This is a genomic window from Streptomyces sp. NPDC059534 (genome assembly GCF_042743475.1).
Taxonomy (GTDB): Bacteria; Actinomycetota; Actinomycetes; order Streptomycetales; family Streptomycetaceae; genus Streptomyces.
Window position 1 is genome coordinate 22911 of record NZ_JBHWAQ010000031.1, and the last position, 13125, is coordinate 36035.

Below are 13125 nucleotides of genomic sequence, written 5' to 3' on the forward strand. Positions count from 1 at the left end.
CATGGGAGCGGGGCACGCCCACAAGCTCTACCGGCACGCGCACTCGCCGGTCCACGAGCTGCCCCCGCACACCAAGCTCGCCGCCGTCCTCGGCTTCGTCCTGGTCGTCGTCGCCACACCCCGCGAGGCCGTCTGGGCCTTCGCCCTCTACGCCGTGCTCCTCGCGGCCGTGGCGGCGAAGGCCCGCGTGCCGGCCGGCTTCCTGCTGAAGCGGCTCGTCATCGAGGTGCCGTTCGTCGCGTTCGCGCTGCTCATGCCGTTCGTGGTCCCCGGCGAGCAGACGACCGTCCTCGGCGTCTCCCTCTCCGTCCCCGGCCTGTGGGGCGCCTGGAACGTGCTGGCCAAGGGCACGCTCGGCGTCGCCGCCTCCGTACTCCTCGCCTCCACCACCGAACTGCGCGCCCTGCTCCTCGGACTCCAGCGGCTCAGGCTCCCGCCGATGCTCGTCCAGATCGCCTCGTTCATGATCCGGTACGGCGACGTCATCACCGACGAGATGCGCCGCATGTCCGTCGCCCGCCGCTCGCGCGGCTTCGAGGCGAAGGGCGTCCGCCACTGGGGCGTCCTCGCCAAGTCCGCGGGCGCGCTCTTCATCCGCTCGTACGAGCGCGGGGAACGGGTCCACCTCGCCATGGTCAGCCGCGGCTACACCGGCACCATGCCCGTCATCGACGAGGCGACCGCCACCCGGACCCAGTGGGCGTACGCCGCCGCGCTCCCGCTCACCGCGCTCCTGATCTGCCTCCTGGGATGGACCCTATGACCGCCCCCTCGCTCGAAGTCCGCGGCCTCGCGTACGCCTACCCCGACGGCCACCAGGCCCTCTTCGGGGTCGACCTGACCGTCGGACGCGGCGAACGGGTCGCCCTCCTCGGCCCCAACGGCGCCGGCAAGACCACCCTCGTCCTCCACCTCAACGGCATCCTCGCCGGCGGCGCCGGCGGCGTCACCGTCGCCGGGCTGCCCGTCGGCAAGAAGCACCTCGCCGAGATCCGGCGCAAGGTCGGCATCGTCTTCCAGGACCCCGACGACCAGCTGTTCATGCCGACCGTCCGCGAGGACGTGGCCTTCGGGCCCGCGGCCGCCGGCCTGCGGGGCGCCGAGCTGGAGGCCGTCGTCCGCAAGGCCCTCGAACGGGTCGGCATGGCCGAGTACGCCGACCGCCCCCCGCACCACCTGTCCTTCGGGCAGCGCCGCCGGGTCGCCGTCGCCACCGTCCTCGCCATGGAGCCGGAGATCCTCGTCCTCGACGAGCCGTCCTCCAACCTGGACCCGGCCTCGCGCCGCGAGCTCGCCGACATCCTCCGCTCCCTCGACGTCACCGTCCTCATGGTCACCCACGACCTGCCGTACGCCCTGGAGCTCTGCCCGCGCGCGGTCATCCTCAGCGAGGGCGCCATCGCGGCCGACGGCCGGACCGGCGACATCCTCGCCGACGAGGAGCTGATGGCCAGGCACCGCCTGGAGCTGCCGTTCGGCTTCGTGCCCGGCTCCGTCGCCTGACCCCGGAATCCGGCCCTCTCCCGCCACGTTGCACCATGGGAGCCGGTCGTACGAAAGGGAGTGTGAGTCGGGTGGACGTCCAGGGCACGGTGGCGGCGGGCTGGGAGCCCGTCAGGGACGCCTTCCTGCGCAACTTCGACCAGCGCGGCGAGCGCGGCGCGGCCGTCGCCGTCCACCGCGACGGCGTCCAGGTCGTCGACCTGTGGGCGGGCGCGAAGTCCGCCGACGGCGAGGGAAGGGACGGCGAGGAGCCGTGGGCGGCGGACACCGCCCAGGTCGTCCGCTCGGCCACCAAGGGCGTCGCCGCCGCCGTACCCCTGCTCCTGCACGAGCGCGGGCTGCTCGACCTCGACGCACCCGTCGCCGCCTACTGGCCCGAGTTCAAGGCCGCCGGCAAGGACCGCGTCACCGTACGGCAGCTGCTCGCACACCGCGCCGGCGTCCCCGTCCTCGACCACCCGCTCACCCTCGCCGAAGCGGTCGACCTCCCCACGGCGACCCGCGCCATCGCCGCCCAGGCCCCCGTCTGGGAGCCCGGCACCGCCCACGGCTACCACGCCCACACCTTCAGCTGGCTCCTCTCCGGCCTCGTCCACCGGGTCACCGGCCGCACCATCGGCCACTGGGTCGCCGAGGAGATCACCGGCCCCCTCGGCCTCGACCTGTGGATCGGCCTCCCGGACGCGGAGGCCCACCGGGTCGGCCGGCTCGGCCCCGTCGAGGAGATCGAACCGCCCGGCGGCGGCGCCCTCCGGCTCCGCCCCAAGCGCTCGGTCTCCGAGGCGTACACGGACCCGAACTCCCTCACCCGGCGCGCCTTCGGCGTCATCGACCCCAAGCCCGACGAGAACGACCCCGCCTACCGGGCCGCCGAACTCCCCGGCTCCGCCGGTGTCGCCACCGCCCGCGCGCTCTCCCGCTTCTACGCCGCCACCCTCGGCCCCGTCGACGGCGCCGGCCGCCTCTTCGCCCCGGCCACGCTCGACCTCGCCCGCACCGAGGAGTCCGCGGGCCCGGACCGCGTCCTCCTCGTCTCCACCCGCTTCGGCCTCGGCCACATGCTGCACGGCCCGGCCTGCCCGCTCCTGGGCCCCTCCTCCTTCGGCCACCCCGGCCGCGGCGGCTCCCTCGGCTTCGCCGACCCCGACTCCGGCATCTCCTTCGGCTACGTCACCAACGGCATGCGCAAGACCGTCACGGCCGACCCCCGGGCCCAGGCCCTGGTGCGGGCGGTCCGGGCGGCGGCGCTCTGACGAGTAGGGTCGACCCGCCGGAGCAGGACACCTTGTCGCAAGGGGAGCGAGACGCATGACCGCCGACGACCTGGCCCACGACCCGCAGGCCACGCACGCCACCTACGAGAAGCTGCTCGCCCTGCTCGACGAGCACGGCGCCGCCTACCGGGTGATCGAGCACGCCCCCGAGGGCGCCACCGAGGCGGTCAGCGCGCTGCGCGGCCACGAGCCCGCCCAGGCGGCCAAGTGCATCATCGCGATGGTGAAGATCGGCAAGAAGGAGAAGCGCTTCGCGCTCGTCGTCGTCCCCGGCGACCGGCGGATCGACCTCGCCGCGGTGAAGGCGCTGTACGGCGGCACGTACGTCTCCTTCGCCTCCCCGGAGATCGCCGAGGAGCTCGCGGGCTCCCCGAGCGGCACCATCCTGCCCTTCTCCTTCGACGAGCGCCTCGACCTGTTCGTCGACCCGGACCTGCTCGTCCACGAGGAGTTCTACTTCAACGCGGCACGGCTCGACCGCTCGCTCGCCCTGTCCGCGAAGGACTACGCGTCGATCGCCGAGCCGCGTGTCGAGCGGGTGTCGACCGACTGACGGTCCCCGCCGTCCGGCGGGTCAGGCGACGGCCGGGGTGAGCGCGAGCACCATCCCGAGCCCGACGAGCACCGTCCCGATCACCTTGTTGAGCACGGCCTGCTTCCGCAGCAGCCGGGCCCGCAGGCTCTCGTGGGAGAAGAACACCGCGGCGAGACCGAACCACACCAGGTGCGCGAACGACATGAACAGGCCGTAGCCGACCTGCTGGAAGACGGGGGTGTCGGCGCTGACGACCTGCGTGTACGTGCTCAGCACGAAGAGCATCGTCTTCGGATTGAGCGCGTTCGTCAGGAAGCCGGTGCGCAGCGCCCCCGCCTTCGACAGCCCGGCGTCGCCCGACAGGTCGATGTCCACCTGGGACTTCGCGACGAACGTCTTGTACCCGATGTACACGAGGTACGCGGCGCCGATCAGCTTCATCGCGGTGAACAGCATCGGTGAACGGCTCACCAGCAGCCCCACGCCCAGCATCGTGTACGTGACGTGGACGAGGACGCCCAGGGCGATCCCGACGGCCGCGAGCACCCCCGCCGTCCGCCCGTACAGATAGCTGTTGCGGACGGTCATCGCGAAATCCGCGCCAGGGCTGATGACAGCCAGAACCGTGATGACCGCTACGGCGATCAGCTGACCCATGTTCCCGATCCCCCACATCGTCCCGCACCCCGGACCGGAGCGGACCCGTGACGCTAGTCGATCGGCCGCCGGACGCGCGAGGGCGAGGTGACAGAGTCGGCGGAGCGGACCGGCCCTCTGGTGCGCCCGGCGCGTTCGGTGCTGAGATCCCCCCATGGCAACGGAACGGGAACCCGCACGGCGGTTCGAGGGATACGCGGCACTGGTCACCGGCGCGGCGCGCGGCATCGGCGCGGCCACCGCGCGACGCCTCGCGGCGGAGGGCGCCCGGGTCCTGGTCACGGACATCGACGAGGAGGAGGCCCGCAGGACGGCCGCGGAACTGCCCGGGGCGGTGGCCCTGCGCTGCGACGTCGGCGACCGGGCGGCGGTGGAGGCCGCGATCGCGTACGCCGTGGAGACCTTCGGCGGCCTCGACGTCCTCGTCAACAACGCCTTCGCCCCCGTCGCCCCCGACCGGGCCCGGTTCGAGGACGAGCCCGAGGACGGCTGGGCAGGTCAGCTCGACGTCACGCTGATGGGCGCCGTCCGCTGCTCCCGGGCCGCGCTGCCGCACCTCGCCGCGGCCGGCGGGCACGGCGTGATCGTCACCATCGGCTCCGTCAACGCCGAGGCGGACTTCGGCAACCACGCCTACAGCGCCGCCAAGGCGGGCCTCGCCTCCTTCACCCGCACCCTGGCCGGCGACGCCGCCCCGCGCGGCGTCCGCGTCAACCAGATCAACCCGGGCACGATCGCCACCACCGCCTGGGCGGGCAGGGAAGCCGCCCTCGACGCCCTCGCCGACCGCGTCTACCCGCTCGGCCGCGTCGGCACCCCCGCGGACGTGGCCGCCGCCGTCGCCTTCCTCGCCTCCCGCGACGCGTCCTGGATCACGGGCACGGTCCTCCGGGTGGACGGCGGACTGATGGCGGTGAACACCCACTTCGCGGAGGTGCTGGGCGACTGACGGCGTCCCGGAGGAAATTCCGGACCGGGACGCAACCCCGGGAGGCGCCGCACGTCTGGTGGGTTGAAGGCGCCCTTCACCGCACGCACCCAGACCGTGTCCCCTCACCTCCTCGGGAGAGCCCATGTCCAGCCACGCCCAGCGGACCTTCCGCGCCCGCCCCCGGGTCCTCGGCGCCGTCACCGGTGTCGCCCTTCTCCTCGGCGGCGCCTTCGCCGTCCAGGCCGCCGCCGACTCCGGCGCGCGGCCGGCCCCGGCCGCGCCGAAGGTCGCGGCGGACGGAGACGCCGCCCCGCAGGCCCCGAGCGCGGCCCCGGCACCGCAGGCGGCGCCGAAGGTCGTGCAGGCGCCCCGGCCGGCCCCCGCCCCGGCCACCGCCTCCGCCCCGGCCCCGGCGCACGCCCCGTCGGTCGTCCCGGCCCCCGCCCCGGCCGTCGCCCCCACCCCCGCCACGGCGCCCGCCGCCACCCCCGCCCCGGCCACCGCCGAGACCCCCGCTCCGGCCCCGGCCGCGCCCCGGGTGATCCGGCCGGGCACCGGAACCGCCAAGTAGCAGCAGACAAGGGGCGGGCGGGCAGCCGCCCGCCCGCCCCGCACCCCGGAACGAGGCTCATGCAGTACGCGACAGCGCGGTACGCGGCACCCGTGGCGCCGGCCTGGTGGTCCCGCCTGCTCGCCCGCGTGTCCGGCACCGCGGACCGGCCGGCGGCGGTCCGCGCGCGCCGACTGCACGCCGTGCCGGACCTGTCCGACGACGGGCGCCCGCCCTCCCTCACCGAGCTGTACCGGGCCCGGCGGCTCGACATGGTGCGGCTCGCGCTCTTCCTCGTCGACGACCTGCACACCGCCGAGGACGTCGTCCAGGACGCCTTCGCCGCCGTCTGCCGCCGGTACGGCACCTCGCTCGCCGGCCTCCAGGACCCCGGGGCGTACCTGCACACCGCCGTCGTCAACGCGGCCCGCTCCGTCCTCCGTCGGCGCCGCACCGCCCGCGCCTACACCCCACCCCACCAGGGCGCCGGCCCGCCCGTCGACGAGGCCCTGCTGCTCGCCGAGGAGCACCGCCACGTCCTGGACGCCCTGGCCGAACTCACCCACCGCCAGCGGGAGGTACTCGTCCTGCGCTACTGGTCGGAGCTGACCGAGGCCCAGATAGCCCAGACGCTCGGCCTGTCCCGCGGCACGGTGAAGTCCACCGCGAGCCGGGCCCTCGACGCCCTGGAGAAGAGACTGGAGGCGGCGGACCGATGACCCCGCACCCCGACGCGACCGCCCGCCCCGCCACCGAGGACCGCCTGCGCGCCGCCCTCACCGCCCGCGCCTCCCTCCTCACCCCGCACGACCTCCGGCCCGCCGCCCCGCCCGGGGGCCGCACCTGGGGAACCCGCCGCGTCCACGGCGCGGTCCTCGCGGCCGCCGTCGCCGCGGCCGTCGCCGTCCTCCTCACCCTCGTCCCCACCGGGACCCCGACGACCTCCGTCCCGCCCGCCCGCAATCCGTCCCGCAGCACCGCCCCGGCCCCGCCGGCGACTCCGGCCCCCGCGCCGCCGGCCCCGTCCGTCACGGCGCCCGGCCCGCTGCCGTAGGGACGCGCCCGTCGCGAAGCGGCGTGTCCCCGAGCGGTCCACCGGGAAAGCTGGTGTCGGCGGAGGTTGCCGTGGAGGGGGAGTCGGATGCGTCGTGAGGGAATTGCGGTGACCCGTGTGGCGGGGGCCTACCAGCGGACCGGTCGGCGGCCGAAGCTGTGGGCGCTGCGCGAGGACCGGAGCGGGAGCGGGACGGTCACCGAGGCCGAGTGCACCACCTGCCTGGACGGCTCCGGGGCGGCGGACGACGGCAGGGGCCCCGCCGTGTGGTGCCTGGCGCACGCGCAGGAGACCGGGCACACCGGCTTCCGCCGTATCCGCACGGACTTCTTCCGGGCCTCCTGCGAGGGCACGGGCGCGTCCGTCGCCGACGGCGCGGGCGCGTCCGTCAACGGCGGTTGAGGCGGCGCCGGTTCAGCCGGCGCGCAGCATCAGGCCGATGCCGACGGCCATCAGTCCGGCCGCCGCGACCCGGGGGCCGCCGAAGCGCTCCTTGAAGAAGACGGCGCCGATGGCGGCGCCGACGATGATCGAGGACTCGCGGAGAGCGGCGACGGGCGCGAGGGGCGCCTTCGTCTGGGCCCAGAGGACGAGCGCGTACGCCGACACCGACAGGGCCGCGCCGGTGAGACCGCGGACGGCGTACGGGCGGAGCCGCGGGAACAGGTCCGCGCGATGGCGGTGGAGGGCGTACGCGGGGATCGCGAGGCCCTCCAGGATCATCAGCCACGCGAGGTAGCCGAGCGGGGTGCCGGAGGCGCGGACCCCGACGCCGTCGACGACCGTGTAGAGGGCGATCGACAGGCCGGTGGCGCCCGCGGCGAGCAGGGCCGGCCAGTGCGGGCGCGCGCCCTTGCCCCGGATGCCCCACAGGGCGAGGCCGGTCAGACCCGCGCAGGCCACGGCCACCCCGAGGAGCTGCCAGCCGCCCGGCACCTCGTGCAGGAAGACGGCCGCCAGGACGGTCACGACCAGCGGCGCCGTACCGCGGGCGATGGGGTACATCTGGCCGAAGTCGCCCAGCGTGAACGACCGCATCAGCAGGGCGTAGTAGCCGATGTGGAGCAGCGCGGAGGTGGCCAGGTACGGCCACGCGCCGGCCGCCGGCAGCGGTACGAAGAGCGCCGTGGCCAGGCCGAGCAGCGCCCCGCCGCCCGAGATCAGCGTGAAGGAGAGCAGCTGGTCCTTGATGCCGTGGGCGATCGCGTTCCAGCCGGCGTGCGTGACGGCGGCGACGAGGACGGCGAAGGTGACGAGCGGCGTCACGCCGAGGGCTCGCGGACGTCGACCAGTGTGCCGCCGGCGTGGGCCACCAGCGTCTTCGGGTCGAGGGCGAAGACCGTGTGCGGGGTGCCCGCCGCCGCCCACACCACGTCGTGTGCGAGAACGCCCCGGTCGGCCAGGACCCGGGTCCGCGTGCGGTGGCCGAACGGCGGGACGCCTCCGATCGCGTACCCGGTCGTCTCGCGGACCGCCTTCGCGTCGGCCCGGGTGACCTTCTCCGCGCCCAGCTCCTGCCGTACCCGCTCGACGTCCACCCGCGACGCCCCGTCCATCAGCACCAGCACCGGCACCCCGTCGGCCGCGAAGACCAGCGACTTCACGATCTCGGCGACCCGGCACCCGATGGCGTCGGCGGCCTGCTGGGCGGTGCGGGTCTCGTCCGGGAAGCGCCGGATCTCGACGTCGAGACCCAACTCCTGGAGGGCGGCGGCGAATCGGGGGTGCGCGGGGGAGGCGTCGTCAGCGGTCATGACGGCACGCTAGCGGTCGGTGTACCGGGCACGCGACCCGCTTTCGCGCCCGCCCCGCCCCGGCCGCCCGATCGCCGCGCCCGCGCCGCTCGGCGCCATTCCGGCTGCCCGCGCCGCCCGGCGCAACGCCACTCCGGCCGCCCGCCCGTCCCGCCCGGCGCCCCGTCACTCCGGCTGTCCGTCACCCCGCCCGCAGCACCGCCGCCACCACCTTGCCCGCCGAGTCGCCGCCGTGGCCGCCGGACTCCACGACCGACGCGGCCGCGAGATCGCCGGAGTAGCCGGTGAACCAGCTGTTGGAGGTGGACTGGTCGTCGACCTCGGCGGAGCCCGTCTTGGCGCCCTTCGGGGAGGAGACCCCGGCCATCGCCTCCGCGGCGGTGCCGTTCGTCGCCGCGGCGGTCATCATGCCGCGCAGCCCCCGGGCGATCTCGGGAGAGAGCCGGTCGGCCTTGGCGAACTCCCGGTCGTCGAGGCTCCTCGCCACCAGGTACGGCTGGAGGAAGCCGCCGTTCTTCGCGGTCGCGGAGAGCGAGGCGACGTTGAGGGCGCTCATCGTGATCTTGCCCTGGCCGATGTACGAGGCGGCCGTCTCGCCCCCGGACGACTCGGGCACGCTGCCGTCGGCCGCCGGGACGCCGACCTGCCAGTTGAGGCCGATGCCGAAGGAACGGGTGGCGGTCGTGCCGAGGACGGTGTCCTCGACGTCCCTCTCGCCGAGGGGGCCCAGCGCCTTGATGAAGGCGGTGTTGCAGGAGCGGCGGAAGGCGTCGGTGAGGGTGCCCCCGTCGATCTTGAAGTGGGCCAGGTTGTGGAAGGGGACGCCCTTCCAGGTGACGTCGGGGGGACACTCGACCCGGCTGCCGGGCATGGCCAGACCCTGCTGCATCATCATCGTCGCCGTGACGATCTTCATCGTCGAACCGGGGGCCTGCCGGCCGAGGAACGCCGTGTTGAAGCCGGCGGCCGGGCTGTTGGCGACCGCCCGTATCGCGCCGGTGGACGGCTCGATCGCGGCCACCGCGGCCGTTCCGTACGCCTTGACCGCCTTCTCGGCCGCCGCCTGGACGTCCGCGTCGATGGTGGTCTTCAGGGTGCCCGGTCGGCCCTTCGTCAGGACGAGGACCGTGGTGTCGGGGACGGTCGTGCTGCCCGAGTCGATCCAGGTCTCGATGCCGGTCGTGCCGCCGGCCTTCGCGCCGTAGCGCTTGCGCAGCTCGTCGAGGATCGGCCCGAGCGAGGGGTACTTCTCCGCCGTCAGCTCCTTGCCGTCGTGGTCGACGGCCTTGACGGAGGCGGTCTTCGCGACGCCGGTGCGCAGGGTGCCGTCGGCGGTCAGCTTCGGGTGGAGCACGGTCGGCAGCCATCTCACCAGCGGGCGGCCGGTGCTCTCGCCCCGGACGACGGTCAGCTCGGAGGCGTACGACCAGGGCTTCGAGACGCCCTCGTAGGTGACGGTCGCCTTCACCGTGAACGGCACCTTCGCGCCGACCGGCGTGCCCGGTGTGATCGTGGCCTGCGAGACGGCCGCGCCCTCGCGGTAGGCGAGGACGGCGGGCCCCGCCGCGACCGGGTCGTTCGTCAGCTGGGCGGCCTTGTCCGACTCGCCGGCGGCCCAGGCCGTCAGGAACTCCCCGGCGGTCGTGGTCACTTCCTCGTTCGTGACGGGCCCCGTCCTGGGCGCGTCGTCGGAGCGGGTCCCGATGTCCGAGTCCCCTCCCGTGACACCGTTCCAGAGGTTGTAGCCCCCGTATCCGACCCCGCTCGCCACGACGACGAAGATTCCTCCGACGATCGTGACCTTCACTCCGCTGCGCATGACTGCGCCTCCCCTCCCCAGGTGGCCGTCCAGTCAAGCAGCGGCCCTTCCGTGTGTCGAGCAACTACCGCTATATCCGTCACACTTGACCCTTGGGCCACAGGAGTCCCGCTAGCCTCACGGGCATGACCGATCCCGCAGCCCTCGCCCGGACACCCGCCCCGATCAGGACCGAACGGCTCGTGCTCCGCCGGTCCGAGGCCCGGGACCGCGCCGCGTTCATCGAGCTGTTCGCCTCGCCCGAGGTCGGCACCCACATCGGCGGCGCCCGGCCGCGCGACGAGCTCGAACGTGCCGTGCCCGAGGTCCCCGGGCGCCGCCCCGGCCTCTTCGTCATCGAGCTCGACGGAGCGATGATCGGCATGATCACGCTCGACCGGCGCGCCGCGGATCGTCCGGGGCACGTCCGCCCGGACGCCGGGGAGCCCGAACTCGGCTACCTCCTCCTGCCCCACGCGTGGGGGCACGGGTACGCCGCCGAGGCGTGCGCCGCCGCGCTCGACTGGGCCGCCGTCGCCCTTCCCGCCGAGCCGGTGGTCCTCTGCACCCGGACCGCCAACGACCGCGCGATGCGCCTCGCCGCGAAGCTGGGCTTCACGGAGGTCGAGCGGTTCGAGGAGTACGGCGCCGAGCAGTGGTTCGGCGTACGCCCCCCGCTCCCCCCGGCGGGCTGAACCCCGGGCACGGCCCGATCCGGCTGCGGGCGGCCGACCAGGGCCGTCGTGCGTGCCCGCCTCGCGCGCGATCAGGGCGTCAGCCCTGGGGCGGCACCGCGACGTGCGCCTCCCTGGGCGTGGTGGTCGGCGTGTAACGGGACGCGGCGGGCGCGGTCGGGAACAGATCCCGGTGGATCACCTTGGCCACGGCCTGGATCGTGTTCACGCCGTAGGTCATCGTGCTGTTGCCGTCGGTGAGCACGGAGAGGGTGTAGTCGTGGCCGCCGCCCTGGAACGTGCCGACGCTGTGCACGCGCCAGCCGCGCGTGGCGCGCTGCAGCCAGCCGTTCTTGACGTGCACGGACACGGAGGAGGGCGCGCCGGCCGGGGTCCCCCACCTCTGCGAGGTGACGACGTTCCCCATGAGCTTGAGGATGTAGGTGCGGGAGCCGTCGCTCAGGACCGAGTTCCTGGCGGTGATCAGCGAGAGCAGTCGCTGCTCGTCGGCGACGTTGATCCGGGTGAGCCCCCAGTAGCCGCCGGATCCCGGCACCGTCCGAGTCATGCCGGCAGCCGCCAGGAAGCCCTTCACCTTGGTGACACCGAGCTGGTTCCACAGGGACGTGGTGGCCGCGTTGTCGGACTTGGTGATCATGGCGGTGGCGAGGCTGGACTCGCGTGCGGTCAGATACCGATTGGTCTTCTTGGCGTCCCAGAGGAGCGTGGCGAGGACGGTCACCTTCACGACGCTGGCCGAGTCGTACGAGGCCGTGGCGCGCAGGGTGCAGGTGGTGTTCGTGGTGCGGTCGTGCAAGCCGACGGCGAAGGTGCCGGTGCGCGTGGCGAGGGCGGCGTTGAGGTCCTTCTGCAGCTTGGCGGCGAGCCCGGCCTTGCCCGACGTGCAGCTGACCTGCGGCGCGGTGGCGGCGGAAGCAGGCGCCGCGCCCGCGACGACGGGCACGAGCATCCCGGCCGCGGCCACGACCGGAAGCATGCGGACACGCAGGGATATGCGGTGAGTCATGAGGGTCCCCCTGGGAACGGAACGAACGCGCCTGCGGCGCACTCGTCCTGAATGACTCGCGAGCATGTCGGATGGTTGTACGAATCCAGCGAAACCGGGGCGCCCGAACCGGGGGATCGGGCGCCCCTCGCGGACACGGCCGTCCGCCGACCGTCCCAGGGCCGCCGGTGCTCGCCGGCAGCCACCGACGACAGCCGAGAGGGCGCGACCGCCGGTCGCGCCCTCTCGCCGTCATTCCCCCGCTACACCCAGGTGTCGAGCCACATTCGATTCCGCCATTGGTCCAGCGGAATGGGGGTGCCGGTGTAGATGGGCCAGAAGTAGATGAAGCCTCGCGAATCCCGGCCCGCACGGCCCTGACCAGTGACTCCTTCGGCGTCTGGGGCCGCCATGCCGAGGCTGGGCCGTCCCTGGGCCGTGACGGTCGCAAGCAGGGCGACCTCGGCGACCTTCGTCCGGTAACTGTTTCGCCGGCGGGCAGATGGTTTTCGTCCTAGCACGGCAGCGCGGACCGTCGGGAGTTCGTCCGCCGGGGGGATCAGGCGCGTTGGAAGCCGTCGACGGCCATGGAGATGGTGAGGGCCAGGAAGGCGAGACCGACGGCGATGATGGCCAGGAAGACGAGCGTGCCCGCCGCCTTGGCAATCCACGATTTCGCATGGACCGGGTCGGCGGGGTTCCTCGGGTGGTAGGCGACCTTGATGGTCGGCGCGCTGCCGGAGATGTACGCGCGGCGGACCACGCCGTGCAGGTCGGTGTAGGCGTAGTCCCTGGGGCCGCGGCGCACCGCCTCGACGGTGATGCCGTACCGGGGGTAGGTCCACTCGCGGTACTGCATGGACAGGAGCGCGACCCCGAACGCGACGATGCCCACGGCGATGGGGGTGAACACCAAGAACGCGACCGCGCGGCTCACCGACTCCACGATGCCCAGGGGTACGGCCACCCCGACCGCCACCAGGCCGGTGACCCACGCCGTGAGCCTGAACGCGCGCGTGTACCAGTCGTCATCGGACCCCGCCGGCGCGCTGTCGGTGACGAGAGCCGTGCCGTCGGCCGCCCGCTCCTCCGGCAGGAGCGCGGTGACGGCGTCGGCGAACGCCGTGGCCGCCACCTCACTCACGCCCCGGACCTTGTACGTGACCGGGGTCGTCCCGGCCGGGGCGGTCAGCTCCACGGCAAGGGCACGGCCCTCGGCGCCGACTCGGCGGACGGCCTGGAGCGGGATCCGCTTCTCCTTGCGCCGCCGGCTCAGGACGAGGACGTCGTCCTGAGCCTGGAGGGTGGTACCGGCGCGGCCCCGGAGGACGGGTATCGGTGAGGTGTTGGTGGACATGGGCGTTGATAGTAGGGCGGGGACGGCTTTCA

General features: G+C 74.0%; 16 protein-coding genes. 10 read left to right on the forward strand and 6 right to left on the reverse strand.

Features of this window, described 5'->3' with window-relative positions; all coding sequences use genetic code 11:
* The first annotated feature begins 1 nt into the window (after position 1).
* From cbiQ to ACFVZH_RS30255, 4 genes are read left to right on the forward strand one after another with little or no spacing between them, the layout of a single operon-like run.
* Positions 2-763 (forward strand): cobalt ECF transporter T component CbiQ, encoded by a 762-nt coding sequence (cbiQ, locus tag ACFVZH_RS30240; RefSeq protein ID WP_384902225.1) that lies wholly within the window; start codon positions 2-4, stop codon positions 761-763.
* Positions 760-1503, forward strand: coding sequence for an energy-coupling factor ABC transporter ATP-binding protein (locus ACFVZH_RS30245; RefSeq protein WP_384902227.1), 744 nt, complete (start codon positions 760-762; stop codon positions 1501-1503). The genes cbiQ and ACFVZH_RS30245 overlap by 4 nt, the downstream gene beginning before the upstream one ends.
* A gap of 35 nt (positions 1504-1538) precedes the next feature.
* A complete protein-coding gene (locus tag ACFVZH_RS30250) occupies positions 1539-2756 on the forward strand; it encodes a serine hydrolase domain-containing protein (protein WP_384902228.1) in 1218 nt (405 codons plus the stop codon).
* A gap of 55 nt (positions 2757-2811) precedes the next feature.
* Complete coding sequence (locus ACFVZH_RS30255; RefSeq protein ID WP_384902230.1) at positions 2812-3330, forward strand: YbaK/EbsC family protein; 519 nt, start codon at positions 2812-2814, stop codon at positions 3328-3330.
* A 21-nt stretch (positions 3331-3351) separates the two neighbouring features.
* Here ACFVZH_RS30255 and ACFVZH_RS30260 read toward each other — a convergent pair whose 3' ends face one another.
* Positions 3352-3969 carry a LysE family translocator gene (locus tag ACFVZH_RS30260; protein ID WP_384902232.1) on the reverse strand — a complete coding sequence of 206 codons (618 nt, stop codon included), beginning with the start codon at positions 3967-3969 and terminating at the stop codon, positions 3352-3354.
* Between the two features lie 154 nt (positions 3970-4123).
* Between ACFVZH_RS30260 and ACFVZH_RS30265 the strand changes: the two genes are divergently transcribed.
* From ACFVZH_RS30265 to ACFVZH_RS30285, 5 genes are all read left to right on the forward strand, one after another.
* Entirely contained in the window at positions 4124-4918 is a 795-nt protein-coding gene (locus tag ACFVZH_RS30265; RefSeq protein WP_384902234.1) for an SDR family NAD(P)-dependent oxidoreductase, read from the forward strand.
* A 124-nt stretch (positions 4919-5042) separates the two neighbouring features.
* On the forward strand, positions 5043-5471 hold the full coding sequence (locus ACFVZH_RS30270) for a hypothetical protein (protein ID WP_384902236.1): 429 nt from the start codon (positions 5043-5045) through the stop codon (positions 5469-5471).
* Positions 5472-5530: 59 nt separating this feature from the next.
* Positions 5531-6169, forward strand: a complete 639-nt coding sequence (locus ACFVZH_RS30275; RefSeq protein WP_384902238.1) for an RNA polymerase sigma factor — start codon at positions 5531-5533, stop codon at positions 6167-6169.
* Positions 6166-6504, forward strand: a complete 339-nt coding sequence (locus ACFVZH_RS30280; protein WP_384902239.1) for a hypothetical protein — start codon at positions 6166-6168, stop codon at positions 6502-6504. Before ACFVZH_RS30275 ends, ACFVZH_RS30280 begins: the two co-directional genes overlap by 4 nt.
* Before the next feature lie 108 nt (positions 6505-6612).
* Positions 6613-6906 carry a hypothetical protein gene (locus ACFVZH_RS30285; RefSeq protein ID WP_384902241.1) on the forward strand — a complete coding sequence of 98 codons (294 nt, stop codon included), beginning with the start codon at positions 6613-6615 and terminating at the stop codon, positions 6904-6906.
* A 12-nt stretch (positions 6907-6918) separates the two neighbouring features.
* On the opposite strand, the gene ACFVZH_RS30290 is transcribed toward ACFVZH_RS30285, so the two are convergent.
* The 3 genes from ACFVZH_RS30290 to ACFVZH_RS30300 form a co-directional block, all read right to left on the reverse strand.
* Positions 6919-7770, reverse strand: a complete 852-nt coding sequence (locus ACFVZH_RS30290; RefSeq protein WP_384902243.1) for an EamA family transporter — start codon at positions 7768-7770, stop codon at positions 6919-6921.
* The gene (locus ACFVZH_RS30295; RefSeq protein WP_384902245.1) at positions 7767-8258 is read right to left on the reverse strand and encodes a YbaK/EbsC family protein; all 492 of its coding nucleotides are present in this window, start codon (positions 8256-8258) and stop codon (positions 7767-7769) included. The genes ACFVZH_RS30290 and ACFVZH_RS30295 overlap by 4 nt, the downstream gene beginning before the upstream one ends.
* A gap of 181 nt (positions 8259-8439) precedes the next feature.
* A complete protein-coding gene (locus tag ACFVZH_RS30300; protein ID WP_384902247.1) occupies positions 8440-10077 on the reverse strand; it encodes a penicillin-binding transpeptidase domain-containing protein in 1638 nt (545 codons plus the stop codon).
* 125 nt (positions 10078-10202) lie between these two features.
* Here ACFVZH_RS30300 and ACFVZH_RS30305 point away from each other — a divergent pair, with 125 nt between their 5' ends.
* Complete coding sequence (locus tag ACFVZH_RS30305) at positions 10203-10751, forward strand: GNAT family N-acetyltransferase (RefSeq protein ID WP_384902249.1); 549 nt, start codon at positions 10203-10205, stop codon at positions 10749-10751.
* Between the two features lie 79 nt (positions 10752-10830).
* Here ACFVZH_RS30305 and ACFVZH_RS30310 read toward each other — a convergent pair whose 3' ends face one another.
* Complete coding sequence (locus ACFVZH_RS30310; protein WP_384902251.1) at positions 10831-11757, reverse strand: serine hydrolase; 927 nt, start codon at positions 11755-11757, stop codon at positions 10831-10833.
* A 538-nt stretch (positions 11758-12295) separates the two neighbouring features.
* Entirely contained in the window at positions 12296-13093 is a 798-nt protein-coding gene (locus ACFVZH_RS30315) for a hypothetical protein (protein ID WP_384902253.1), read from the reverse strand.
* Between the last annotated feature and the right edge of the window lie 32 nt (positions 13094-13125).